General features: G+C 59.8%; 23 protein-coding genes. 12 read left to right on the top strand and 11 right to left on the bottom strand.

Annotated elements, in window-relative coordinates:
• The first annotated feature begins 132 nt into the window (after nt 1–132).
• The 6 genes from hisB to K5Y35_RS05660 all read left to right on the top strand — a co-directional run bounded on the left by hisB (nt 133) and on the right by K5Y35_RS05660 (nt 4,014).
• On the top strand, nt 133–726 hold the full coding sequence (gene hisB / locus K5Y35_RS05685) for an imidazoleglycerol-phosphate dehydratase HisB (protein WP_007909204.1): 594 nt from the start codon (nt 133–135) through the stop codon (nt 724–726).
• Nucleotides 726–1,364 carry an imidazole glycerol phosphate synthase subunit HisH gene (gene hisH, locus K5Y35_RS05680; RefSeq protein ID WP_123470642.1) on the top strand — a complete coding sequence of 213 codons (639 nt, stop codon included), beginning with the start codon at nt 726–728 and terminating at the stop codon, nt 1,362–1,364. The genes hisB and hisH overlap by 1 nt, the downstream gene beginning before the upstream one ends.
• The gene (locus tag K5Y35_RS05675; protein ID WP_027611255.1) at nt 1,365–1,625 is read left to right on the top strand and encodes a DUF2164 domain-containing protein; all 261 of its coding nucleotides are present in this window, start codon (nt 1,365–1,367) and stop codon (nt 1,623–1,625) included.
• Between the two features lie 42 nt (nt 1,626–1,667).
• Nucleotides 1,668–2,405 (top strand): 1-(5-phosphoribosyl)-5-[(5-phosphoribosylamino)methylideneamino]imidazole-4-carboxamide isomerase, encoded by a 738-nt coding sequence (hisA, locus tag K5Y35_RS05670; RefSeq protein WP_007909210.1) that lies wholly within the window; start codon nt 1,668–1,670, stop codon nt 2,403–2,405.
• A gap of 9 nt (nt 2,406–2,414) precedes the next feature.
• Nucleotides 2,415–3,185, top strand: a complete 771-nt coding sequence (gene hisF, locus K5Y35_RS05665) for an imidazole glycerol phosphate synthase subunit HisF (protein WP_090452593.1) — start codon at nt 2,415–2,417, stop codon at nt 3,183–3,185.
• A gap of 73 nt (nt 3,186–3,258) precedes the next feature.
• Entirely contained in the window at nt 3,259–4,014 is a 756-nt protein-coding gene (locus K5Y35_RS05660) for a substrate-binding periplasmic protein (RefSeq protein WP_222833853.1), read from the top strand.
• Here the strand turns inward: K5Y35_RS05660 and K5Y35_RS05655 are convergent.
• From K5Y35_RS05655 to gpmI, 5 genes are all read right to left on the bottom strand, one after another.
• Nucleotides 3,995–5,377, bottom strand: a complete 1,383-nt coding sequence (locus K5Y35_RS05655; RefSeq protein ID WP_222833852.1) for a Vps62-related protein — start codon at nt 5,375–5,377, stop codon at nt 3,995–3,997. The genes K5Y35_RS05660 and K5Y35_RS05655 overlap by 20 nt on opposite strands.
• 114 nt (nt 5,378–5,491) lie before the next feature.
• Entirely contained in the window at nt 5,492–6,268 is a 777-nt protein-coding gene (locus K5Y35_RS05650; protein WP_222833851.1) for a divergent polysaccharide deacetylase family protein, read from the bottom strand.
• A 2-nt stretch (nt 6,269–6,270) separates the two neighbouring features.
• Nucleotides 6,271–7,590: a S41 family peptidase gene (locus tag K5Y35_RS05645; RefSeq protein ID WP_123470649.1), complete on the bottom strand. Its 1,320-nt coding sequence runs from the start codon at nt 7,588–7,590 to the stop codon at nt 6,271–6,273.
• A 31-nt stretch (nt 7,591–7,621) separates the two neighbouring features.
• Nucleotides 7,622–8,908 (bottom strand): murein hydrolase activator EnvC family protein, encoded by a 1,287-nt coding sequence (locus K5Y35_RS05640; protein ID WP_123470651.1) that lies wholly within the window; start codon nt 8,906–8,908, stop codon nt 7,622–7,624.
• A gap of 253 nt (nt 8,909–9,161) precedes the next feature.
• Nucleotides 9,162–10,691, bottom strand: coding sequence for a 2,3-bisphosphoglycerate-independent phosphoglycerate mutase (gene gpmI, locus K5Y35_RS05635; RefSeq protein WP_222833850.1), 1,530 nt, complete (start codon nt 10,689–10,691; stop codon nt 9,162–9,164).
• A 154-nt stretch (nt 10,692–10,845) separates the two neighbouring features.
• On the opposite strand from gpmI, the gene K5Y35_RS05630 reads away from it, so the two are divergent.
• From K5Y35_RS05630 to secB, 3 genes are read left to right on the top strand one after another with little or no spacing between them, the layout of a single operon-like run.
• Nucleotides 10,846–11,259: a rhodanese-like domain-containing protein gene (locus tag K5Y35_RS05630; protein ID WP_064585542.1), complete on the top strand. Its 414-nt coding sequence runs from the start codon at nt 10,846–10,848 to the stop codon at nt 11,257–11,259.
• Nucleotide 11,260: 1 nt separating this feature from the next.
• Complete coding sequence (gene grxC / locus K5Y35_RS05625) at nt 11,261–11,515, top strand: glutaredoxin 3 (protein WP_123470655.1); 255 nt, start codon at nt 11,261–11,263, stop codon at nt 11,513–11,515.
• A 57-nt stretch (nt 11,516–11,572) separates the two neighbouring features.
• Nucleotides 11,573–12,058 (top strand): protein-export chaperone SecB, encoded by a 486-nt coding sequence (secB, locus tag K5Y35_RS05620; RefSeq protein WP_123470657.1) that lies wholly within the window; start codon nt 11,573–11,575, stop codon nt 12,056–12,058.
• Nucleotides 12,059–12,178: 120 nt separating this feature from the next.
• On the opposite strand, the gene trmL is transcribed toward secB, so the two are convergent.
• Nucleotides 12,179–12,634 (bottom strand): tRNA (uridine(34)/cytosine(34)/5-carboxymethylaminomethyluridine(34)-2'-O)-methyltransferase TrmL, encoded by a 456-nt coding sequence (gene trmL / locus K5Y35_RS05615; RefSeq protein WP_222833849.1) that lies wholly within the window; start codon nt 12,632–12,634, stop codon nt 12,179–12,181.
• Here trmL and K5Y35_RS05610 point away from each other — a divergent pair.
• Nucleotides 12,633–13,073, top strand: coding sequence for a hypothetical protein (locus K5Y35_RS05610; protein WP_123470658.1), 441 nt, complete (start codon nt 12,633–12,635; stop codon nt 13,071–13,073). The genes trmL and K5Y35_RS05610 overlap by 2 nt on opposite strands.
• Before the next feature lie 1,027 nt (nt 13,074–14,100).
• Here K5Y35_RS05610 and ntrC read toward each other — a convergent pair.
• From ntrC to glnA, 5 genes are all read right to left on the bottom strand, one after another.
• A complete protein-coding gene (gene ntrC, locus K5Y35_RS05605; protein ID WP_123470660.1) occupies nt 14,101–15,537 on the bottom strand; it encodes a nitrogen regulation protein NR(I) in 1,437 nt (478 codons plus the stop codon).
• The gene (gene glnL / locus K5Y35_RS05600; RefSeq protein WP_007909240.1) at nt 15,534–16,619 is read right to left on the bottom strand and encodes a nitrogen regulation protein NR(II); all 1,086 of its coding nucleotides are present in this window, start codon (nt 16,617–16,619) and stop codon (nt 15,534–15,536) included. Before glnL ends, ntrC begins: the two co-directional genes overlap by 4 nt.
• A gap of 231 nt (nt 16,620–16,850) precedes the next feature.
• Entirely contained in the window at nt 16,851–17,468 is a 618-nt protein-coding gene (locus tag K5Y35_RS05595; RefSeq protein ID WP_222833848.1) for a DUF4124 domain-containing protein, read from the bottom strand.
• On the bottom strand, nt 17,465–17,977 hold the full coding sequence (locus K5Y35_RS05590; RefSeq protein WP_222833847.1) for a DUF4124 domain-containing protein: 513 nt from the start codon (nt 17,975–17,977) through the stop codon (nt 17,465–17,467). The genes K5Y35_RS05595 and K5Y35_RS05590 overlap by 4 nt, the downstream gene beginning before the upstream one ends.
• 284 nt (nt 17,978–18,261) lie before the next feature.
• Nucleotides 18,262–19,668, bottom strand: coding sequence for a glutamate--ammonia ligase (gene glnA, locus K5Y35_RS05585; protein ID WP_007961736.1), 1,407 nt, complete (start codon nt 19,666–19,668; stop codon nt 18,262–18,264).
• Between the two features lie 328 nt (nt 19,669–19,996).
• Between glnA and thiI the strand changes: the two genes are divergently transcribed.
• Both thiI and typA read left to right on the top strand, forming a co-directional pair.
• Nucleotides 19,997–21,451: a tRNA uracil 4-sulfurtransferase ThiI gene (gene thiI / locus K5Y35_RS05580; RefSeq protein WP_128616286.1), complete on the top strand. Its 1,455-nt coding sequence runs from the start codon at nt 19,997–19,999 to the stop codon at nt 21,449–21,451.
• Nucleotides 21,452–21,590: 139 nt separating this feature from the next.
• Nucleotides 21,591–23,411 (top strand): translational GTPase TypA, encoded by a 1,821-nt coding sequence (gene typA, locus K5Y35_RS05575; protein WP_003220792.1) that lies wholly within the window; start codon nt 21,591–21,593, stop codon nt 23,409–23,411.
• Nucleotides 23,412–23,821: the final 410 nt, after the last annotated feature.

Raw genomic sequence — 23,821 nt, 5'->3', positions numbered from 1 at the left:
CTTGTATGGACATGTCTACCCGCGACAGCCGGGACTTCTGTCCGTCAGCGATATTGCGTCTCGTGTTTCTGTTTCGGCCCCGCGTGCCTATAATGGCTGCCTTTTTCGCCCAATGATTTTGCGGAGCTGGTGATGGCCGAACGTAAGGCGTCTGTCGAGCGCGACACTCTGGAAACCCAGATCAAAGCCTCGATCAACCTTGATGGCACCGGAAAGGCCCGATTCGATATCGGTGTTCCTTTTCTTGAGCACATGCTGGATCAGATCGCCCGTCACGGGTTGATCGACCTGGATATTGAATGCAAGGGCGATCTGCATATCGACGACCACCATACCGTGGAAGACGTCGGTATCACCCTCGGCCAGGCCTTCGCCAAAGCCATCGGCGACAAGAAAGGCATCCGTCGCTACGGCCACGCCTATGTGCCGCTCGATGAAGCGCTGTCGCGTGTGGTGATCGACTTCTCCGGCCGCCCGGGCCTGCAGATGCACGTGCCGTACACCCGCGCCACCGTGGGCGGCTTCGACGTTGACCTGTTCCAGGAATTCTTCCAGGGCTTCGTCAACCACGCACTGGTCAGCCTGCACATCGACAACCTGCGTGGCACCAACACCCACCACCAGATCGAAACCGTGTTCAAGGCTTTCGGCCGCGCCCTGCGCATGGCCGTCGAGCTGGACGAGCGCATGGCCGGGCAAATGCCATCGACCAAAGGCGTCCTGTAATGCAGACGGTTGCAGTTATCGACTACGGCATGGGCAATCTGCACTCGGTGGCCAAGGCCCTCGAGCACGTCGGTGCCGGCAAGGTGCTGATCACCAGCGATGCCGACGTGATCCGCGAAGCCGACCGCGTGGTCTTCCCCGGTGTGGGCGCGATTCGCGACTGCATGGCGGAAATTCGTCGCCTCGGTTTCGACTCGCTGGTGCGTGAAGTCAGCCAGGATCGTCCGTTCCTCGGCATCTGCGTCGGCATGCAGGCCTTGCTCGACACCAGCGAAGAGAACGACGGCGTTGACTGCATCGGCCTGTTTCCGGGGGCGGTGAAGTTCTTCGGCAAAGACCTGCATGAAGACGGCGAGCACCTGAAAGTCCCGCATATGGGCTGGAACGAGGTGAAGCAGAAGGTCAGTCACCCGCTGTGGCACGATATTCCGGACATGGCGCGTTTCTACTTCGTGCACAGCTACTACATCGCCGCCGCCAACGCGCGGCAGGTGGTGGGCAGCGGTCATTACGGGCTCGATTTCGCCGCAGCACTGGCCGATGGCTCGCGTTTCGCCGTGCAGTTCCACCCGGAGAAGAGCCATACCCATGGCCTGCAACTGCTGCAGAACTTCGCCGCGTGGGACGGTCGCTGGTAAATGGCTGCCAAGAAGTCCAAACCGCCGATCCTGACCCTCACTCCCGAGCAGGAGAACGAGGTCAATCGCAAGATCCAGCGGTTCATGGAAGACCGTTTCGAACTCGATCTGGGTTCGTTCGAAGCGGCGGAAATTCTTGAGCTGTTTACCCGCGAAATTGCTCCGCACTATTACAACAGGGCGATTTTCGATGTGCAGACCCACCTCAAAGAGCGGTTTGAAAGCATCGAAAGCGACCTGTGGGCGCTCGAGAAAAACTGATTTCCGAGCCAAGCTGAACATTCAAATTTGAAGGTTTGCCAGATGCTGATTATTCCCGCTATCGATCTTAAAGACGGTGCCTGCGTACGTCTGCGCCAGGGCCGCATGGAAGATTCCACAGTGTTCTCCGATGACCCGGTGAGCATGGCTGCCAAGTGGGTGGAGGGCGGTTGCCGCCGTCTGCATCTGGTCGATCTGAATGGCGCGTTCGAAGGCCAGCCAGTCAACGGCGAAGTGGTCACTGCGATCGCCAAGCGCTATCCGACTTTGCCGATCCAGATCGGTGGCGGCATCCGTTCGCTGGAAACCATCGAGCACTACGTCAAGGCGGGCGTGAGCTACGTGATCATCGGCACCAAAGCCGTTAAAGATCCGGCGTTCGTCGCTGAGGCCTGCCGCGCGTTCCCGGGCAAGATCATCGTCGGTCTGGATGCCAAAGACGGTTTTGTCGCCACCGATGGCTGGGCTGAAATCAGCACCGTGCAGGTCATTGATCTGGCCAAGCAGTTTGAAGCCGACGGCGTCTCCTCGATCGTTTATACCGACATCGCCAAAGACGGCATGATGCAGGGTTGCAACGTGCCGTTTACCGCTGCGCTGGCCGCTGCCACGAAGATCCCGGTGATCGCTTCCGGCGGTATCCACAATCTGGGTGACATCAAGTCGCTGCTCGACGCCAAGGCGCCAGGCATCATCGGCGCCATCACTGGCCGGGCGATCTACGAAGGCACCCTCGACGTCGCCGAAGCGCAAGCTTTCTGCGATTCGTACAAAGGCTGAGGACTGACCATGGCGCTGGCCAAACGCATCATCCCTTGCCTGGACGTGGACAACGGCCGGGTCGTCAAAGGTGTGAAGTTCGAGAACATCCGTGACGCCGGTGACCCGGTGGAAATCGCCCGGCGCTATGACGAGCAGGGTGCCGACGAGATTACCTTCCTCGACATCACCGCCAGCGTCGATGGCCGCGACACTACGCTGCATACCGTCGAGCGCATGGCCAGCCAGGTGTTCATCCCGCTGACCGTGGGCGGCGGCGTGCGCACCGTGCAGGACATTCGCAACCTGCTCAATGCCGGTGCGGACAAGGTCTCGATCAACACCGCAGCGGTGTTCAACCCTGAGTTTGTCGGCGAAGCCGCGCAGCATTTCGGCTCGCAGTGCATCGTCGTCGCCATCGACGCGAAGAAAGTCTCAGGCCCGGGCGAAACCCCGCGCTGGGAAATCTTCACCCACGGCGGACGCAAGCCGACCGGCCTCGACGCGGTCGAGTGGGCGAAGAAAATGGAAGGCCTCGGCGCCGGCGAGATCCTGCTGACCAGCATGGATCAGGACGGCATGAAAAACGGCTTCGACCTCGGCGTGACCCGCGCCATCAGCGATGCGCTGGGCATTCCGGTCATCGCTTCCGGCGGCGTCGGCAACCTGCAGCATCTGGCTGACGGCATCATTGAAGGCCACGCCAGCGCAGTGCTGGCGGCGAGTATTTTCCACTTCGGCGAGTACACCGTGCAGGAAGCAAAAGCGTATATGGCCAAACGCGGCATCGTAATGCGCTAAACCGTACGGGCCAGTGGACACCATGGCGCACCCAAGGCACTCTTGGGCACGCCATGGATTCCGGTAGCCCGACATGATCAAACGCCTGCTCCTTGTTCTCGCCAGTGCCTCTTTGTTGTTGATCAACAATGCCCGTGCCGAAAACAGTCCCGACACCGATCTGGTGCTGCTCACCGAAAACTTCCCGCCCTATAACATGGCGAAGAACGGCAAAAATTTCGCCCAGGGCGAGAACATCAATGGCATCGCCACCGATATCGTCCGTGAAATGTTCCAGCGTGCCGGGATCACTTACAGCCTGACTCTGCGTTTTCCTTGGGAGCGCGTCTACAAACTCGCCCTGGAAAACCCCGGTTACGGTGCCTTCGTGATGGCGCGTCTGCCGGACCGGGAAAAACTCTTCAAATGGGTCGGCCCGATCGGCCCTGACGACTGGATCATGTTGGCCAAGGCTGACAGCAAGATCACTCTCGAAACCCTCGAGGATGCGCGCAAATACAAGATCGGCGCCTACAAGGGGGATGCCATTGCCGAGACACTGGCCAAGCAGGGGCTGAAGCCGATTGTGGTGCTGCGTGATCAGGACAATGCGAAAAAACTGGTCGGCGGGCAGATTGATTTGTGGGCCACAGGCGATCCTGCCGGACGGTATCTGGCGCGGCAGGACGGTGTTACCGGCCTCAAGACTGTGCTGCGCTTCAACAGCGCAGAACTGTATCTGGCACTGAACAAGGATGTGTCAGATACAGTCGTTGCCAAGTTGCAGGCTGCACTGGATCAAATGCGCAAGGATGGGGTTGTCGACGAGATCATGGGGCGCTATCTGTAGCAGCCGGTAGTTCCAGCGCTGACGGTGCAATGATGTCGACCGCACCACCACTGTCCTCGGAGCCTGACGGTGTGCTCATGGTCAGTTGCCGGCACGCGTTGGCAATCTCGATTTGTTCCGGCGGAAATTGCGTCAGATGAAAGCTGGAGTCGTCGGTATAGCGGAATTCGACGGCCACCTGAGTGCCGTCCTCACGTATGAGTTTGTAATGACTTTCCATCTGGTAGACCGCGACGGCAGTCTGCTTCGCAACCATGGCGATGACGGCCTGAGGGCGTGACTCCATCCAGCCGCTCGCAGAATTTTCGGTATGAGTGAAGTGTTCCGGCAGGCGGGCCGAAAGTTTCGTCACCCGTCTATCGCTCAACGCCACGGATGGCCAGGCCTTGTCGATTTCAATCGACGTCAAGCCGCTGAACACGCGTAGCCCTATCGGGTTTTGTGTTCGGTGGGTGATCCATTTGGCCGCACGGGTGTTGTCCGAGGTGTTGTGGTCATGACCAATCAACACATATTCGTCTGTTCTTTTCAGCTCGTAATAGGGCGAGCTGAAAAACTGCTCGGCGGGATCGGCGTGGTCTCTGACCGCAAACCAGGGCAGGCGGGCAACCTGAGTGACTTTGACGGCTTCGCTACTCGGAGGGTGCGCATACCCGGTGAGCATCGGAGCTTGGGGTGCTGCGGTGATTTGCATCGGGATCTGCATCCGTAACGCATAAGCAGTGCCGGGCGCTGTGGGTTTGTTGTAGGTCTCTACGCCCACAAAGGTGCCGGGAGCAAAACAGATTTCGCCCGGCTCGGCAGTGGGTGGCTGTATGGTCCAGGCGCTGAAACTGAGTTTTGCGCCCGTGCCTTTGTCATTCCACAGCAGATCCCCGACAGTTGCCTCTACAACCAGATCGGCCCTCACGCAGCGGACGGTATTGGGTGATGGCTTACGGTGGTCACTGGCGCACACCAGGCCCAGGGCGACGTAGCCTGCTGGGGGGATCGGGCGCCATATGGATGTGCGCGTAACACTGGGTGACGGGGACTCATTCCAGACCAGTTCGAAATCGGCAGGCTTGGCCAGCGCGTTGCCTTTACTGTTTTTCGCCCCTTTCAAGTCCTTCTCGCAGACGACAGCCGAGACCATGTCGCCGTTAATGTTGAAACTGCCGGGAATGAACAGATCGCCCAGTGGAAAGTAACCCGGCAACGCATCCGGAGCGGGCGTGGGGCGCCAGAAAGTTCCAGGTTTTGCCTTTGCACTATTGATACTCCAGACCCGATGAAACTCGGTTGTGAAGTTGATCAGCAGGTTGTCGTGCGTGATGGGCTGCATTGGCCTGGGTGGCGAGGCAGCGTTTTCTTCGAGAGCCATAGTCAATCCTGATAGTTGAAAGCGGCTCGGGGGAGCCACGACCTGTTGCAGGTCTCACTATCCGGAAGCCAGCAGGATTGCTGGCGGTAACTATGTATAGAGCGTTACCCGGTATTACCGATAAATCCCGTCTTTGCCATGTCCGCTCATGGCGCGATTGCTGCGCACGCTGATCATTTGCCTGATGTCGATCCAGTCGATGCCCTGGGCCTTCAGCTTGGGCAGCTCGCGCTCCAGCACCGCCAGCGTTTGCGGGTAAGGGTGGCCGATCATCACCGCCGAGCCCTGTTTACGGGCGAGACTGATCGCTGTTTGCAACTGGGTGAAAATCGCCGCTTCGGTGCGCTCGTCATCCAGGAACACATCCCGCGAGACGCTCGCCAGATTGATCTTCTGCGCTTGCTGCGCGGCGACGGTCTGCGCGCTGGTGCGGCTGTCGACGAAGAACTTGTGCCGCCGCTGCAACTCGCCCATCAGCCAGGCCATCGCCACGGGCTGAGCAGTCATGCGGCTACCCATGTGATTGTTGATGCCCGCCGTGTACGGCACCTTTTTGAACGCTGCGTCGAGGCGCTTCTCAAGCTCTTCAATCGGCAATTCCGGGTGCCAGGCGTACGGGCCGGTGGCCGGATCCATCGGCATGTGCAGGATGACGATCTTGCCAGCGCGATGGGACTCGCGGGCGAATTCGGTGGCGTGAGGCGTGTCGGGCATGATCGCCGTGGTCACCGGGCCGGGCAGGGCCAGCACGCGGCGATCCCGGGGCAGGTTCTGCCCCAGGTCGTCGATGATCAGCGTCAGGTAGGCTTTGTGTGGCGTGGGGCTGGCGGGCTCTGCATGAGCAGCGCCCGCCAGACAGCACAGCAGGACGAAAAGGAAACGCAAAGACATCCTCAACGGCCGGATGTAATGCTCAGGCCTTTGAGCAGGCTCAGGGCCTGGGCCAACTGGTAATCGTCATCCTGCGGCATTGCCTTAGGCTTGGCGCCGGAACCGGTCGGCTTGTCCGCGCCGCCGTTGCCGTTGCCCAGGTGACCTTGCAGGTCGGCTTCCTTGAAGTAGTCGCCGTCCGCTTCGTTGGTGATCTTGGCCTTGCGCACTTCGATGTCCGGGACGATGCCCTGAGCCTGGATCGAGCGGCCATTCGGCGTGAAGTACAACGCCGTGGTGATCTTCAGCGCGCGGTCGTTGTTCAGCGGCAGCACGGTTTGCACCGAACCCTTGCCGAAACTGGTGGTGCCCATGACCACGGCGCGTTTCTGATCCTGCAGGGCGCCGGCGACGATTTCCGAGGCCGAGGCGCTGCCACCGTTGATCAGCACGACCATCGGCACGGCTTCGCTTTCGTCCTTGCCGGTGGCAGAGAAGCGCAGTTCGGAGTTGGCGATCCGGCCCTTGGTGTAGACGATCAGGCCTTTGGTGATGAAGTGGTCGACCACTTCCACCGCCGCCTGCAGTACACCGCCCGGGTTGTTACGCAGGTCGAGAATGATGCCTTTGAGCTTCTTGCCGTTGTCCTTGCGCATCTTCGCCAGGGCCTTGGAGACCTCTTCGCCGGTCTTGACCTGGAACTGAGTGATGCGGATGTAGCCGTAGCCCGATTCCAGCAGCTGCGACTTGACGCTCTTGACCTGAATCACGGCGCGGGCCAGGGTCACGTCGAACGGCGTGCCGCCGTCGCGGACCAGGGTCAGGGTGATCTTCTGGCCGATCTTGCCGCGCATCTTGTCGACGGCTTCGGTCATGGTCTGGCCGCGAGTCGGCTGGCCGTTGATCTTGACGATGAAGTCACCGGCCTGAATACCGGCCTTCGATGCAGGCGTGTCGTCGATCGGCGAGACGACCTTGATGAAGCCGTCTTCGGAGCCGACTTCGATGCCCAGCCCGCCGAATTCGCCGCTGGTGCTTTCCTGCAACTCGGTGAAGTCTTCAGGGCCCAGGTAGGCGGAGTGCGGATCGAGGTTGCTGAGCATGCCCTTGATCGCGTTTTCCAGCAGGGTCTTGTCGTCCACCGGCTCGACGTAGGCGGCCTTGATCCGGTCCATGACCTCGGCAAAGGTGCGCAACTCTTCCAGCGGCAACGGTGCCTTGGCGGTCGCGGCAGTGCCTGCCGGAGCGACCGCCGGGGCTGGCTGAGCAGCGAACGCCAGAGGCGCGCCGATCACCAGAGCGATCGTCAGGGCCAGCGAGGTAAGACGGGACAAATGCAGCATGTCGAACGAACTCCTTAATTAGGCGGTGCGCTTATCCTTGCGCACGACACCATTGCGCCGGATCACTCGGGTGACCCTGCTGACGAATTGCGAAATACAGCGCAGGCGTGTCCTGGCCACCACTGTTACCGACAGTGGAGATGGATTCACCGGCTTTTACCACGTCACCGGCCGACTTGAGCAGCGTCTGGTTGTGACCGTAAAGACTCAGAAAACCGTTGCCGTGATCGAGGATCACCAGCAGCCCGGCACCGCGCAACCAGTCGGCGAATACCACGCGACCGCCGTGTACGGCGTGCACCTGACTGCCGGCGGAAGCGCTGATCATTACGCCGTCCCACTTGGTACGGGCATCGTCGCCACGGCTTTCGCCGAAGCGTGCCAGCAGTCGACCATCAACCGGCCACGGAAGTTTTCCCCGGGTTGCAGCAAAAGGGCCACCGAAGGTCTCGCCGCTGCTGGAAACCAGCGCGCCGGGGGTGGATCTGGCGGGTTTTCGTGGGGCGTCGCTGTTTTCAGCCTGCGCCTCACGCAAACGCTTTTTTTCCGCTTCCTGCTGGGCGATCAGCGCTTTCTGCCGCGCTTCTTCTGCCTCACGGGCCTGACGGGCCAGGGTTTCTTCAATGGTTTTAAGGACTTTAGACAGGTCTGCCTGATCCTGCTCGCGGGCGGCCAGTTTCTGGTCGCGGGCTTTCACGTCGTCATTGAGCTTGGCGAGGACTTGCTGGCGTTCCTTGCGGACCTTTTCCAGCTCGTCGCGCTGGGTGTCGAGGCTGCTTTTCTGCACCAGCAATTGCGCCTGCTGCAGAGCGATGTCTTTTTCGACATTGGCCAACTGGCGCAGGGTTTCGTTGAAGCTTTTCAACTGCTCCAGACGGGCCTGGCTCAGGTAATCGTAATAGGTGAGGGTACGGGCGAATTTCTCGGGATTCTGCTGGTTGAGCAGCAGCTTGAGGTATTCCTGACGACCGTTCTGGTAGGCCGCGCGGGCCTGGATGGCAATCAGTCGCTGTTGTTCAGTGCGCGCGCTCTGGAGTTTTTTTTTCTCCGCATCGAGCCGCTGCAGCTCGGATTCGCTTTTCTTCAGCTCTTTTTGCAGGGCATCGACCTGCTTCTCGAGCTTGCCCATCTCGGTTTCGGTGCCCTTGAGCTCTTTCTGCACGCCGGATTTTTCTTCCTGCAGCTTGCCCAGCAGTTTTTTCAACTCGGCAATGTCCTGACGCGTGGCGTCCAACTGCTGTTGGGTTTGCGCGCGCTCGTCAGCGAAGGCCGGTTGGAGCAGGCATGTCAGAGCAAGGGCGATCAGGACGCGAAGCATAGGGGCGGGCGGCACCAGGGTAAGGGACGGCCTAGTATGCCCGCCCGACGCTGCAAAAAAAACGCCCAATTGGGGCTGTGTGATAACTGGAGCGCCAGACAGGCGTAATTCCATTTCGAAAACCCCATAAACCACTGTGGGAGCTGGCTCGCCAGCGATGGCGTCTGCACATTCAACATAGATGTTGGCTGTCAGATTGCTATCGCTGGCAAGCCAGCTCCCACAGGGTTTTGCGGTGTTTTGGCGATTCGGGTCAGACCAGAATCGAGGTGCCGGTCATTTCCGCCGGCTTTTCCAGGCCCAGCAGCATCAGCATGGTCGGTGCCACGTCCGCCAGGACGCCGCCTTCGCGGACCTTGAGGTCACGCTTGCCGACATAAATGAATGGCACTGGCTCGGTGGTGTGGGCGGTGTGCGCCTGGCCGGTGGAGGCGTCGGACATCTGCTCGACGTTACCGTGGTCGGCGGTGATCAGCGCTTCGCCGCCCACCTTTTCCAGCGCTTCAACGATGCGGCCAACGCAGGTGTCGAGGCATTCCACAGCCTTCACTGCCGCATCGAACACGCCGCTGTGGCCGACCATGTCGCCGTTGGCGTAGTTGACCACGATCACGTCGTAACGCTGATTTTCGATGGCGTCGACAATGCGGTCGGTAACCTCGGGCGCGCTCATTTCCGGCTGCAAGTCATAGGTGGCGACTTTCGGCGACGGGATCAGAATCCGCTCTTCGCCCGGAAACGGTTCTTCACGACCGCCGGAGAAGAAGAAGGTCACGTGCGCATATTTCTCGGTTTCAGCGATGCGCAGCTGGGTCTTGCCGTTCTTCGCCAGATAATCGCCGAGCACATTTTCCAGGCTGCCGGGGGCGAAGGCCGACGGCGCAGGGATGCTGGCGGCGTATTGGGTCAGCATGACGAAACCGGCCAGTTTCGGCTGGCGCGCGCGCTCGAACTCCTTGAAATCGTCTTCGACGAATACGCGAGTCAGCTCGCGGGCGCGGTCGGCGCGGAAGTTCATGAACACCACGGCGTCGCCGTCTTCGACCTTGACCGGCTCGCCGATGGTGGTGGCTTTGACGAATTCGTCGCTCTCGCCACGGGCGTAGGCGGCGTCGAGGCCTTCCTGGGCAGTGGCGGCGTTGAATTCGGCGTTGCCGTCGACGATCAGGTTGTAGGCCTGAGATACGCGGTCCCAACGGTTGTCACGGTCCATCGCGTAGTAGCGACCGACGATGCTGGCGATGCGGCCCTTGCCGAGCGCCTGGAAGGTCGCGTCGAGCAGTTCGATCGACGACGTGGCGCTTTTCGGCGGCGTGTCGCGGCCATCGAGGAAGGCGTGCAGGTAGATTTTTTCGGCGCCGCGCTTGAAGGCCAGTTCGGCCATGGCGATCAGGTGATCCTGGTGGCTGTGTACGCCGCCGTCGGACAGCAGGCCCATGAAGTGCACGGCTTTGCCGGCGGCCACGGCGTTATCCACAGCGGCGCAGAGAGTCGGGTTGTCGAAGAACTCGCCGTCGCGGATCGCTTTGGTCACGCGGGTGAAGTCCTGATACACCACGCGGCCGGCGCCGAGGTTCATGTGGCCGACTTCGGAGTTGCCCATCTGGCCGTCCGGCAGGCCGACGTCCATGCCGCTGCCCGAGATCAAGCCGTTCGGCACGCTGGCCCAGAGGCGATCAAGGACCGGCTTCTTCGCCGCGTACACGGCATTGGATTCGTGGCTGTCACTGTGACCGAAGCCGTCGAGAATCATCAGGACCAAAGGTTTAGGCGTGGTAGTCATGGAATCCACTCGTGGCTAATAAAGAAGAGGGCGATGGAAAAGGGAGTGGCGAGTTTAATGCTTAGTTCCGACCACGTCACCGCCGGACGGGGTTTGGCCCACCTTGGGGGCTGTGTATACTGGCCGACATTTTAACGCCCTGGAACCTCCTTCGATGGTTGCTCACCTGATTGAATTTGCCACTAACCACTACATTCTTGTCGGTATCTTCGTCGTACTGCTGGCTCTGCTGCTGGCGCACACGATGCAGGGCGGCGGTAAAAGCCTGAGCACCGGTGAGCTGACCGCGCTGGTCAATAAAGATGCGGGCGTGGTGGTGGACATCCGTCCAACCAAGGATTTTGCTGCCGGCCACATCGTTGGCGCGGTGAACATCCCTCAGGACAAACTGGCTGCGCGCATCGGCGAGCTGGAAAAACACAAGGCCAAGACCATCATTCTGGTTGATGCCCTGGGCCAGACCGCCGGCACCCATGCCCGCGAACTGATGAAATCCGGCTTCACCGCCGCCAAGCTGTCCGGCGGGATCTCTAGCTGGAAAGGCGACAACCTGCCGCTGGTGAAGTGATATGAGCGAAGTCATCGTCTATTCCAGCGATTACTGCCCTTATTGCATGCGAGCCAAGCAATTGCTCGCGAACAAAGGTGTGGCCTTCGAAGAGATCAAGGTCGATGGCAAGCCGCAGATTCGTGCTGCCATGACCCAGAAGGCCGGACGCACATCCGTGCCGCAGATCTGGATCGGCGACAAGCACATCGGCGGTTGTGATGATTTGTATGCCCTGGAGCGCGCCGGCAAGCTCGACGCGCTGCTCAAGGCTTGAACGGCTGCACCCACGTACAGCAATCCCTAAAAGACCCAAGATCAGAAAGGATCTGAGATGACTGACCAACAGAACACTGCAGCCAGCGAAGAAGAAACCGCACCGCAATTCTCCTTGCAGCGCATCTATGTACGCGACCTGTCGTTCGAAGCCCCGAAAAGCCCGGCGATCTTCCGCCAGCAGTGGGACCCGAGCGTCGGTCTGGATCTGAACACTCGCCAGAAAGAACTGGAAGGTGATTTCTACGAAGTCGTGCTGACCCTGTCTGTGACCGTGAAAAACGGTGACGAAGTGGCGTTCATCGCTGAAGTGCAACAGGCCGGTATCTTCCTGATCAAAAACCTGGACGCGGCTTCGATGAGCCACACCCTGGGTGCGTTCTGCCCGAACATCCTGTTCCCGTACGCGCGCGAAACCCTGGACAGCCTGGTGACTCGTGGTTCGTTCCCGGCCCTGATGCTGGCCCCGGTGAACTTCGACGCCCTCTACGCGCAAGAGCTGCAGCGCATGCAGGAAAGCGGCGAGACGCCAACCGTACAATAAGCGGTTCAGCTGTACCCCTGTGGGAGCGAGCCTGCTCGCGAAAGCGGTTTGTCAGAGACATCAATGTCGCTGACAGGCCGTAATCGCGAGCAGGCTCGCTCCCACAGTTGTTTTGGGTGTTTATTTGAAGTCGTTCTGCCGCCACGCTTCGTACACGGCCACCGCCACGGTGTTGGACAGGTTCAGGCTGCGGCAGCCTTCGCGCATCGGCAGGCGCAGGCGCTGTTCTGCCGGCAGGGCGTCCAGTATCTCAGGCGGCAGGCCACGGCTTTCCGGGCCGAAGATGAATGCATCGCCCGGGACAAACGCGGCATCATGAAACGGTCGCGAGCCCTTGGTGGTAAACGCGAACAAGCGCGGGTTGCCCAGGCTTTCCAGGCAACTGGCCAGATCGGCGTGGCGCTGCAGGGTGGCATATTCGTGGTAGTCGAGACCGGCGCGGCGCAGACGCTTGTCGTCCATCTCGAAACCCAAGGGTTCGATCAAATGCAGGTGGCAGCCGCTGTTGGCGCACAGCCTGATAACGTTGCCGGTATTCGGCGGAATTTCTGGTTGGAAAAGGATGACGTGAAACATGCACGGCTCCGAAGGTAAAGATGACGCGCATTCTACGCCGCAAGCGGACCCGCGTTCGAAACTATTCCCGCGGGTGATCGGTTCGCTGGCGATTTTCGGGCTGATGGTCGGGCTGATGATCGGCCGCCTGACCACGCCGGATCCGAGCGTGTTGCAGCAGGTCGAGGTGACTGACGGCGGCCTGGTGGTGTGGTTCAACAATGAACCCAAACTGCACGGCGAGATCGTCGACGGCGCGGTGGCGTTGCTGTTCCAGGCTGAGGGCAAGGCGCAGAAGGGCCAGCTCAAGCTCAACGGCAAGGACGTCAACTGGCGTACGCGTGTGAGTGATGGTGGTTTGTTGCTGACGGTGCTGGCGGCACGGCCGCTGCAGGGGGACTGGGCCGGCAGTCAGGTCGATGACCGCTGGCGGCTGGAGATCCATCTCCGGGAGCAATAAAAGCGGGAATCCCCGGCCTGCCTGTACCAGGGTTCCCAAAACGGGTGGACTTCGCTGAAAGCGTCGGTCCGATGTAAAGAGGGAACCCCCGGCCTGCCTGTACCAAGGATCCCAAAAGGGTGGGCGCATCGCGTTGCGTTGTGCGCCCGGTGTAAAGAGGGGATTCCCCGGCCTGCCTGTACCAAGGTCCCCGAAACGGGTGGTGAATCGAATCACCTGTGAGGGTTATTGCAGGGCGCGTGCCAGGTTTTCAGTTTTTCAAACTAAAGCAGTTTTCAGAAACCCGAAAGCCCCGTAATCCGGGGTTTTCGTGATTGTAAAATTCAAGTTTTGCGGTGATTCCAGGGGCGGTTTTTTACTGAGGGCTGTGCGCAATCGCGGGTCAACGTGCATTGTGGTGGTGCACAAAAGCCCCTCACCCTAACCCTCTCCCAGAGGGAGAGGGGACTGACCGAGGGATGTCGAAGAGATACGCCGAGGTGAAATTGCTTTGCCGAATCCAAAGTCGACCCAACGCGTCAGGTCGATGGACAGTGCATGACCGACTCGGCCGGCGCCTTCTCCCAGAGGGAGAGGGGACTGACCGAGGGATGTCGAAGAGATACGCCGAGGTGAAATTGCTTTGCCGAATCCAAAGTCGACCCAAAGCGTCAGGTCGGTGGATAGTGCATGACCGACTCGGTCGGCGCCCTCTCCCAGAGGGAGAGGGGACTGACCGAGGGATGTCGAAGAGATACGCCGAGGTGAAATTGCTTTGCCGAATCCAAAGTCGACCCAACGCGTCAGGTCGATGGATGGTGCATGACCGACTCGGTCGGCGCCCTCTCCCAGAGGGAGAGGGGACTGACCGAGGGATGTCGAAGAGATACGCCGAGGTGAAATTGCTTTGCCGAATCCAAAGTCGACTCAACACGTCAGGTCGATGGACAGTGCATGACCGACTCGGTCGGCCCCCTCTCCCATTGGGAGAGGGCTGGGGTGAGGGGCTGGATGGCGAAGGCGAAGAAGGTTTTAAGCGAACGGCGCCTTAACCCTCATCCCCCTCCTCATCATCGCCACCATCAACCTTCATCCCCAATTCCTTGATCTTGCGCGTCAGGGTGTTGCGACCCCAACCGAGCAATACCGCCGCATCACGACGCCGACCGGCTGTGTGCTTGAGCGCGGTCTCGATCATGATCCGCTCAAACGCCGGCACCGCGCTGTCGAGCAAACTCGACTGGCCACGGGCCAAGGCCTGATCGGCCCACTGGCGCAGCGCCTGCTCCCAGTTGGTCACCGGTGCCGAATCCTGCGGCAGGCTCAGCAACTCTGGCGGCAGATCGCTGATATGCACTTCGCGCCCGGAGGCCATTACGGTGATCCAGCGGCACGTGTTCTCCAGCTGCCGCACGTTGCCCGGCCACGGCAGGTTTTTCAGGTATTCCTCGGTCTCGCTTTTCAACAGCTTCGGCTCGACCGCCAATTCTTGCGCGGCGCGGCTGAGGAAATGCTTGGCCAGGGTCGGAATGTCTTCACGGCGATCCGACAGACGCGGGATGTGGATGCGGATCACGTTGAGGCGGTGGAACAAATCCTCGCGGAATTTCCCGGCGTGTACCAGGGTTTCCAGATTCTGGTGCGTCGCGGCGATGATCCGCACATCGACTTTGACCGGCACATGCCCGCCAACGCGATAGAACTCGCCGTCCGCGAGAACCCGCAACAGACGCGTCTGGGTATCGGCGGGCATGTCGCCGATTTCATCGAGGAACAGCGTCCCGCCGTCAGCCTGTTCGAAGCGGCCGCGACGCAGGTTGGCCGCGCCGGTGAACGCGCCTTTTTCGTGGCCGAACAGCTCGGACTCCATCAGATCCTTGGGGATCGCCGCCATGTTCAGTGCGATGAACGGCGAGGCCGCACGCGGGCTGTGGCGGTGCAGGGCGTGGGCCACCAGTTCTTTACCGGTGCCGGATTCGCCGTTGATCAGCACGGTGATGTTGGAGTGGCTCAAGCGGCCGATGGCGCGAAACACTTCCTGCATCGCCGGCGCTTCGCCGATGATTTCCGGGGTGCGGGTCAGCGCGGGCACGACTTCCAGGCCTTGTTGTTCCTGCGCGTGCTGGTTGGCGCGTTTGACCAGCGATACCGCTTCATCCACGTCGAACGGCTTGGGCAGGTATTCGAATGCGCCGCCCTGATAGGAGGCGACGGCGCTGTCCAGGTCGGAGTGAGCGGTCATGATGATGACCGGCAACCGTGGATGTTGTTCGCGAATCCGTGCGAGCAGGTCGAGGCCGCTGGCGCCGGGCATGCGGATGTCGGAAATGATCACGTCAGGCTGCTGGCGGGCCAGGCGACTCATCACGCCATCGGCGCTGTCGAAGCTCTGGGTGGTCATGCCTTCCTGCTGCAAGGCCTTTTCCAGAACCCAACGGATAGAACGGTCGTCATCGACGATCCACACAGTTTCACTACGGCTCATGTCGATGTGGCTCCTTGTTCCAGTGGCAGAAAGATCGAGAACGTGGTGTGGCCTGGATGGCTGTCACACTCGATCAGGCCCTGGTGCTGGCTGATGATGTTCTGGGTAATGGCCAGGCCCAGTCCGGTACCGTCCGGACGACCGCTGACCATGGGAAAGAAAATGGTTTCCTGAAGTTCCGCCGGGATCCCCGGGCCGTTGTCGATGATCTCGATCTTGGTCACCAGACGATGGCGGACGTGGCCGATGGTGAACTGGCGCATCGTTCGCGTGCGCAGGCTGATGCGGCCCAGGCGCAGCTCGTTCTGGCTGCTGATCGCCTGCATGGCGTTGCGCACGATGTTCAGCACGGCCTGAATCATTTGCTCGCGGTCGATCAACACGTCGGGAATGCTCGGGTCGTAATCGCGCACCAACGTGATGCAGCCCTGACTTTCCGCCTCGACCAATTGGCAGACACGCTCCAGCACTTCGTGGACGTTGCACATGGCCAGCGACGGCAGCTTGTTCGAGCCGAGCATGCGATCAACCAGATTGCGCAGGCGGTCGGCCTCTTCAATGATCACGTTGGTGTAGTCGCGCAGACTGTCTTCCGGCAGTTCGCGGGCCAGCAACTGCGCCGCGCCACGAATGCCGCCGAGGGGATTCTTGATCTCATGGGCGAGGCCGCGCACCAGCATCTTGCTGGTCTCCTGTTTGGACAGTTGCGCCTCTTCCTTGGTGATCCGCAGCAGCCGGTCACGCGGGTGCACTTCCAGCAGAAGCATGGTTGCACCGTTGCTGAGGATTGGCGTCACCGCGTAGTCCACGGTCAGGGTCTGGCCGGTGAGGGCGGTGAGCATGGCTTCGCGTTTGGTGAACGGGTGCGCCTGCTCAACCGCCTGGCGCAGCGAGTTGAGCGCTTCGGTGGACTCGGTGAACAGCTCGCTGATGAACTGCCCATGGCTGCGCTGGCCGCTGATGGCCAGCAGCATTTCCGCCGCCGGGTTCATGTATTCGAGGCGCAATTCGGCGTCGAGCAGAATGGTGGCGGTGGTCAGGTTGTCGAGCAGCAAACGGTGGATTGCGTCGCTAATAGTCATCGGAGCCTCTTTTGGGGGCGGAGCGTGCGCAAGAAGCAGGCGTCGTTAAACGGAAAATGCAAAAACCAAACCAAGGCTCCGAAAAGAAGCGTTCAACCCCTGAAACGGGCGTTTGACGCTCGTTTGCGTGGCGCCATTGCGGCTGGAACGGGAAGTTTCGAACCAAAATGGGTTGGAATGTGGGTACGGTGCAGTCTATTGCACCAATATAGTGCGCAAAGCTGAACGGCGTTAGAAGAAACGCAGGAAGGGGTTTTTCGGCTCGGGCGGTTTGTCTTTCAGCGGACATTCCGGGCGTACGCCGTAGTCTTCGCTGACGCAGGGTTTGACCTGACGTTTCTGCGCCAGCGAGATGCGCAGCATATGGAACGGCTGGTTGGCGGTGCGTTCGACGATGCGGCCCTGTTCATCAAGGATTTCCACCGACAAGTGGTGGCTGCCACGGTCGATGTTACTCAACGGGAACACCGGGCTCAGGCCTGGCTCGCCAGTGGCCTGGCCGTCGAGCAGCAGGCGGTAGCGATGGCCTTGCTGCAGCCCCGGTTCGCTGGTGACGCTGACGATCACCTCGCCCGCGCTGCTGCGAATGGTCGCGTCCGGCTCGGGGATCAGGATGCGCAGCATGTCGTAGTGGAATAGCGGTGGTTCCGGGGATTTTTGTGTCGCGCGCAGCGGCGCAGCCGCCGTGGGATTAGCCGACATGCGGTTGCTGGTCGCGATGGGCACACGCTTGGCGTTGCCACGCGGCTGGTCGGTGTAGACGCGATTGCCCTGGGCATCGACATAGGTGAAGACCTCGGCGTGAGCGGGCAGAGCGAACAGGCACAGGATCAGCCAGAAAATCCTCATGGCGTGTGCACCCGCTGCACGGTGAACGTCACCGCCGGGCTCTGCTGGATGATCGTTTCGCCGTCGATCACCTGCACCGCGAGACGATGCTCCCCGCGATCAATATTCACCAGTTGCAGGATCGGCACGTTGCTCGACTGGCCGTAAGGCGCGTCGTCCAATACCAGCCTGAGTTGGTGCGGCGACTGCAGGCGCGGCTTGATCAGCACGTTGACGGTGAAGGTGCCGTTGTTGGCGCGCAGGGCTTCTTCGGTAGGCAGGCCGGTCAGCTCCAGCACTGCATAAGCGTTGCGGGCCGCTGGGCGATTGTCCGTGCTGGCGGGCGCCGGGGCGCTCGGTGCCTGTGGTTCGACGCTGTTGAGCGGCGGCAGCTCCACTGGCTGCGCCTGTACGCCGTCCGGCGAGTGATCGCTGTACACCGTGTGGCCGTTGGCGTCGGTGTACTTGTAGATCTGCGCGGCGGCGGGCAGGGCGATCAGCAGCAGGATGTAGAGAAAGGTGCGACCCATGAAATCGACCGGGAAAGAAAGCGATGGGGTGCAGCATAGGCGAGGTGCGGCGGTTGGCCCAACCCGAGACAGATCCGGAAACCATTCGGACGCCAAAATCTCCCGTAGGAGTGAGCCTGCTCGCGATGACGTTGTATCCGTCACTCTCACTTGCAATGACCCACCGCTATCGCGAGCAGGCTCACTCCTGCAGGAATATGGGGCGGCCATAAAATCCGGGCGATAAAAAAGGCCTCCCGAAGGAGGCCTCTTTTTTTCACGCCGCTTAGCGCGGCGCTACCGGATCAGCAGCTGTAGTACAGCTCATATTCCAGTGGGTGTACGAAGGTGCGAACCTTGATTTCTTCTTCGGATTTCAGCGCGATGTAAGCGTCGATGAAGTCGTCGGAGAACACGCCGCCCTTGGTCAGGAACGCACGGCCCTTGTCCAGCTCTTCCAGGGCTTCTTTCAGGCTGCCGCAAACTTGTGGGATCTCTTTCGCCTCTTCAGGCGGCAGGTCGTACAGGTTTTTGTCAGCGGCATCGCCTGGGTGGATCTTGTTCTGGATACCGTCCAGGCCGGCCATCAGCAGAGCTGCGAATGCCAGGTACGGGTTGGCAGCCGGATCCGGGAAGCGTGCTTCGATACGACGGCCGCGTGGGCTGTTGACGTAAGGAATACGGATCGAGGCGGAACGGTTGCGAGCCGAGTAGGCCAGCATTACCGGGGCTTCGAAACCTGGCACCAGACGCTTGTAGGAGTTGGTGGCCGGGTTGGTGAAGCCGTTCAGCGCTTTACCGTGCTTGATGATACCGCCGATGAAGTACAGGGCGGTTTCGGACAGGCCGGCATAGCCTTCGCCAGCGAAGGTGTTCTTGCCGTCTTTGGCGATGGACATGTGGACGTGCATGCCCGAGCCGTTGTCGCCGTACAGTGGCTTCGGCATGAAGGTCGCGGTGCGACCGTAAGCGTCGGCAACGTTGTGTACAACGTATTTCAGAGTCTGAACTTCGTCAGCTTTCTTCACCAGGGTGTTGAACTTGACACCAATTTCGTTCTGACCGGCAGTCGCCACTTCGTGGTGGTGAACTTCAACGGTCTGGCCCATCTCTTCCAGTGCGTTGCACATGGCAGTACGGATTTCGTGGTCGTGGTCGAACGGCGGAACCGGGAAGTAGCCACCTTTGACGCCAGGACGGTGACCTTTGTTGCCGCCTTCGATGTCCTGGTCGGACATCCACGAACCTTGTTCGGAGTAGATCTTGAACATCGAGCCGGAGATGTCCGACTTGAACTTCACTTCGTCGAAGATGAAGAATTCCGGTTCTGGACCGGCGAAGACGGTGTCACCGATACCGGTGGTCTTCAGGTATTCCTCGGCGCGGTGAGCAATGGCGCGCGGGTCACGATCGTAACCTTGCATGGTCGACGGTTCGATGATGTCGCACACCAGGATCAGGGTGGCGTCTTCGGTGAAAGGGTCGAGCACGGCAGTGTCGTCGTCCGGCAGCAGGATCATGTCGGAGGCTTCGATGCCTTTCCAGCCAGCGATGGAGGAACCGTCGAACATCTTGCCGACTTCGAAGAAGTCGTCTTCCAGCGCATCGCGAGCCGGCATGGTCACGTGGTGCTGAGTGCCTTTGGTGTCCGTGAAGCGCAGATCAATCCACTTGACGTCATGATCTTTGATGAGTTGAACCGACTTCGACATAGTGTCCTCCGGGTGGCTTAGGGCTTGGTAGTGGATGCCCTTAATATGGGTGATGCCGGCGCAGATACTCTGCCAAGGCAACCTGCCTCACAAGGGAGCAAATTGCATGCCAGTGCCCCAGCATGGGTTTTTTGCCCCAAATTCACGCTTCTAATGGAGCAAATCGCCAGAAAGGCGAAAATCTCGCCCCTTAATGTAGCGCTCGATTCTGAAAATGACCTGTTTTGGTGCGCGCAAAACCTTATGCACATTAACTGGTTAAACCTTGAGCAATTTCCGCTATAATCCGCGCCCCCCTTTTTCGGCTGGCCCTGCGCGCGCTGTTTTCATGAAACTAATCGTAAAAGTCTTCCCCGAGATCACCATCAAGAGTCGACCTGTCCGGACGAAATTTATCCGCCAGTTGGCCAAAAACATCCGCGCCGTGCTCCGCGATCTGGACCCGGCTGTGGTGGTGAACGGTGTGTGGGACAACCTCGAGCTGGAAACCCGCGTAGCCGACGCCAAAGCCCAGAAAGAGATGGTTGAGCGTCTGAGCTGCATGCCGGGCATTGCCCACCTGTTGCAGATCGACGAGTACCCGCTGGGCGACTTCGACGACATCACCGAAAAGTGCAAACAGCACTACGGTGATGCACTGGCCGGGAAGATTTTTTCGGTGCGCTGCAAGCGCGCGGGCAAGCACACGTTCAGCTCGATGGACGTCGAAAAATACGTCGGCAGCAAGCTGCGCCGTGAGTGCGGTGCTGCCGGTATCGACCTGAAAGCGCCACAAATCGAAGTGCGCATCGAAGTTCGCGACAAACGGTTGTTCGTCATCCACAGCCAGCACAACGGCATCGGCGGTTACCCGCTCGGCGCGTTGGAGCAGACGCTGGTATTGATGTCCGGCGGCTTTGACTCGACCGTTGCCGCCTACCAGATCATGCGCCGTGGCCTGATGGCGCACTTCTGCTTCTTTAATCTGGGCGGTCGTGCCCACGAATTGGGCGTGATGGAAGTCGCGCATTTCATCTGGAAGAAGTACGGCAGCTCGCAACGCGTGCTATTTGTCAGTGTTCCGTTTGAAGAAGTGTTGGGCGAAATTCTCGGCAAAGTCGATAACAGTCATATGGGCGTCGTATTGAAGCGTATGATGTTGCGCGCGTCCTCCGCCATTGCCGACCGCCTGCACATTGATGCCCTGGTGACCGGCGAAGCGATCTCTCAGGTGTCGAGCCAGACGCTGCCGAACCTGTCGGTGATCGACTGCGTGACCGATAAGCTGGTCCTGCGTCCGCTGATCGTGGCGCACAAGCAGGACATCATCGACACGGCCAACGAGATCGGCACCGCCGATTTCGCCCGGCACATGCCGGAGTACTGCGGGGTTATTTCGGTCAATCCGAAGACAGCCGCCAAACGCGGTCGTGTTGAGCACGAAGAGAAAGAATTCGACATGGCGGTGCTCGAGCGTGCGCTCGAAAACGCCAAACTGGTGCCGATTGATCGGGTAATCGACGAATTGGGCCAGGACGTACAGATTGAAGAAGTCAGCGAAGCACTGGCCGGTCAGATCGTCATCGACATCCGTCACCCGGATGCCGCCGAGGATGAGCCGCTGGAAATCGCTGGCGTAGAAGTACAGACGATGCCGTTCTACGCAGTGAACGCTCGTTTCAAGGAGCTGGATCCGACTCGCCAGTACCTGCTGTATTGCGACAAAGGCGTGATGAGTCGCCTGCATGCTCACCATTTGCTCAGTGAGGGGCATGCCAATGTGCGCGTTTATCGACCGAGCTAAGTGCCCGGGGCTGTTTGCCTGTGGCCTGCGTCACCGGCCCCCCGACACCGCCGTCAAGCTGTAACGGCCATGCCGGACACTACTGTTAATCGCTGCCAAGACTTGTCAGCAAACCGAATCCTCTGATCGAGATACACAAGTGATCGAAAATCTACGTAACATCGCCATCATTGCCCACGTTGACCATGGTAAGACCACCCTGGTAGACAAACTCCTGCGTCAATCCGGCACCCTGGAGCGCAACGAGCTCAACGACGAGCGCGTGATGGACTCCAACGACCAGGAAAAAGAGCGCGGTATTACCATTCTGGCGAAAAACACCGCCATCAACTGGAACGGCTACCACATCAACATCGTGGACACCCCGGGCCACGCCGACTTCGGCGGCGAAGTTGAACGCGTAATGTCGATGGTTGACTCCGTTCTGCTGCTGGTTGACGCTCAAGACGGCCCTATGCCGCAAACCCGTTTCGTGACCAAGAAGGCGTTCGAAGCCGGCCTGCGTCCAATCGTGGTAATCAACAAGGTTGACCGTCCAGGCGCGCGTCCGGACTGGGTTCTGGACCAGATCTTCGACCTGTTCGACAACCTCGGTGCGACCGAAGAACAACTGGACTTCCAGGTGGTTTACGCCTCGGCCCTGAACGGCATTGCCGGTCTGGATCACACCGCCATGGCTGAAGACATGACTCCGCTGTACCAAGCGGTCGTCGACCACGTTCCGCCTCCGGCCGTTGACCGTGACGGTCCGTTCCAGATGCAGATCTCCGCACTGGACTACAACAGCTTCCTGGGTGTTATCGGTGTTGGCCGTATCGCTCGTGGTCGCGTCAAGCCGAACACCCCGGTTGTCGCTATCAGCGCCGACGGCAAGCGCCGCAACGGTCGTATCCTGAAGCTGATGGGTCACCACGGTCTGCACCGCATTGACGTTGAAGAAGCTGCGGCCGGCGACATCGTCTGCATCAGCGGCTTCGACGAGCTGTTCATCTCCGACACTCTGTGCGATATCAACACCGTCGAGGCGATGAAGCCACTGACCGTTGACGAGCCAACCGTTTCCATGACCTTCCAGGTAAACGACTCGCCATTCTGCGGTAAAGAAGGCAAGTTCGTGACCTCCCGTAACATCAAGGATCGTCTGGACAAAGAGCTGCTGTACAACGTTGCACTGCGCGTTGAAGAAGGCGACTCGGCTGACAAGTTCAAGGTTTCCGGCCGTGGTGAGCTGCACCTCTCGGTACTGATCGAAACCATGCGTCGCGAAGGCTTCGAGCTGGCCCTGGGCCGTCCTGAAGTGATCATCCGTGAAGTTGACGGCGTGAAGCAGGAACCGTTCGAAAACGTAACCATCGACATCCCTGAAGAATCGCAGGGCAAGGTCATGGAAGAGATGGGTCTGCGTAAGGGCGACCTGAGCAACATGGTGCCGGATGGCAAGGGCCGTGTTCGTCTGGAATACAACATCCCTGCTCGCGGTCTGATCGGTTTCCGTAACCAGTTCCTGACCCTGACCAACGGTGCTGGCATCCTGACCTCGATCTTCGACCGTTACGCTCCAGTGAAGTCGGGCCACATGTCCGGCCGTCAGAACGGCGTTCTGGTTTCGGTTGAAACCGGCAAGGCACTGACCTACTCGCTGGAAACCCTGCAGGCTCGTGGCAAGCTGTTCGTAGAACACGGCCAGGAGATCTACAACGGTCAGATCGTTGGTCAGAACAGCCGCGACAACGACCTGGGTGTAAACCCAACCAAAGGCAAGAAGCTCGACAACATGCGTGCTTCGGGTAAAGACGAAACCATCGCTCTGGTACCACCTGTTCGCTTCACCCTGGAACAGGCTCTGGAATACATCCAGGAAGACGAGCTGTGCGAAGTCACGCCTAAGTCCATCCGTCTTCGCAAGAAGATCCTGGACGAAAGCGAGCGTACCCGCGCTGCCAAGAAAGCCAAGGCGTAATTTAGCCCTGGAATAAAAAACGCCCCCGGTCGCGAGACCGGGGGCGTTTTTGTTTGTCTGGGGGAAGTGCAGATGGGGCCTTGAAGATCAAAAGCCCCTCACCCTAGCCCTCTCCCGGAGGGAGAGGGGACTGAATGGGGGATATTCATGAGATGCATCGACTTGGAAGAATTCTGCTGAATCCATAAACGATGTGGTCGGGCTTTATCGAGTCGACAATCGACTGGGTGTTTTAGGTCGATGTATTGCACCAGACACCTCGGTCGGCCCCCGCTCCCTCCGGGAGTGGAGGGAGAGGGGACTGAATGGGGGATATTCATGAGATGCATCGACTTGGAAGAATTCTGCTGAATCCATAAACGATGTGGTCGGGCTTTATCGAGTCGACAATCGACTGGGTGTTTCAGGTC

This window comes from Pseudomonas sp. SC3(2021) (genome assembly GCF_019856535.1).
Classification (GTDB): Bacteria; Pseudomonadota; Gammaproteobacteria; order Pseudomonadales; family Pseudomonadaceae; genus Aquipseudomonas; species Aquipseudomonas monsensis.
This window is presented reverse-complemented; position numbering and strand designations above follow the sequence as displayed.

Excerpts from the sequence above, each read along its gene's own strand:
- K5Y35_RS05645 (WP_123470649.1), bottom strand. The coding sequence starts at position 7,590 with ATGCTGCATTTGTCCCGTCTTACCTCGCTGGCCCTGACGATCGCTCTG.
- glnA (WP_007961736.1), bottom strand. The coding sequence starts at position 19,668 with ATGTCGAAGTCGGTTCAACTCATCAAAGATCATGACGTCAAGTGGATT.
- K5Y35_RS05650 (WP_222833851.1), bottom strand. The coding sequence starts at position 6,268 with ATGTCTTTGCGTTTCCTTTTCGTCCTGCTGTGCTGTCTGGCGGGCGCT.
- K5Y35_RS05595 (WP_222833848.1), bottom strand. The coding sequence starts at position 17,468 with ATGAGGATTTTCTGGCTGATCCTGTGCCTGTTCGCTCTGCCCGCTCAC.
- trmL (WP_222833849.1), bottom strand. The coding sequence starts at position 12,634 with ATGTTTCACGTCATCCTTTTCCAACCAGAAATTCCGCCGAATACCGGC.
- hisA (WP_007909210.1), top strand. The coding sequence starts at position 1,668 with ATGCTGATTATTCCCGCTATCGATCTTAAAGACGGTGCCTGCGTACGT.
- hisB (WP_007909204.1), top strand. The coding sequence starts at position 133 with ATGGCCGAACGTAAGGCGTCTGTCGAGCGCGACACTCTGGAAACCCAG.
- K5Y35_RS05630 (WP_064585542.1), top strand. The coding sequence starts at position 10,846 with ATGGTTGCTCACCTGATTGAATTTGCCACTAACCACTACATTCTTGTC.
- K5Y35_RS05675 (WP_027611255.1), top strand. The coding sequence starts at position 1,365 with ATGGCTGCCAAGAAGTCCAAACCGCCGATCCTGACCCTCACTCCCGAG.
- K5Y35_RS05640 (WP_123470651.1), bottom strand. The coding sequence starts at position 8,908 with ATGCTTCGCGTCCTGATCGCCCTTGCTCTGACATGCCTGCTCCAACCG.
- glnL (WP_007909240.1), bottom strand. The coding sequence starts at position 16,619 with ATGACTATTAGCGACGCAATCCACCGTTTGCTGCTCGACAACCTGACC.
- K5Y35_RS05610 (WP_123470658.1), top strand. The coding sequence starts at position 12,633 with ATGCACGGCTCCGAAGGTAAAGATGACGCGCATTCTACGCCGCAAGCG.
- hisF (WP_090452593.1), top strand. The coding sequence starts at position 2,415 with ATGGCGCTGGCCAAACGCATCATCCCTTGCCTGGACGTGGACAACGGC.
- K5Y35_RS05590 (WP_222833847.1), bottom strand. The coding sequence starts at position 17,977 with ATGGGTCGCACCTTTCTCTACATCCTGCTGCTGATCGCCCTGCCCGCC.
- gpmI (WP_222833850.1), bottom strand. The coding sequence starts at position 10,691 with ATGACTACCACGCCTAAACCTTTGGTCCTGATGATTCTCGACGGCTTC.
- thiI (WP_128616286.1), top strand. The coding sequence starts at position 19,997 with ATGAAACTAATCGTAAAAGTCTTCCCCGAGATCACCATCAAGAGTCGA.
- grxC (WP_123470655.1), top strand. The coding sequence starts at position 11,261 with ATGAGCGAAGTCATCGTCTATTCCAGCGATTACTGCCCTTATTGCATG.
- hisH (WP_123470642.1), top strand. The coding sequence starts at position 726 with ATGCAGACGGTTGCAGTTATCGACTACGGCATGGGCAATCTGCACTCG.
- K5Y35_RS05660 (WP_222833853.1), top strand. The coding sequence starts at position 3,259 with ATGATCAAACGCCTGCTCCTTGTTCTCGCCAGTGCCTCTTTGTTGTTG.
- K5Y35_RS05655 (WP_222833852.1), bottom strand. The coding sequence starts at position 5,377 with ATGGCTCTCGAAGAAAACGCTGCCTCGCCACCCAGGCCAATGCAGCCC.
- secB (WP_123470657.1), top strand. The coding sequence starts at position 11,573 with ATGACTGACCAACAGAACACTGCAGCCAGCGAAGAAGAAACCGCACCG.
- ntrC (WP_123470660.1), bottom strand. The coding sequence starts at position 15,537 with ATGAGCCGTAGTGAAACTGTGTGGATCGTCGATGACGACCGTTCTATC.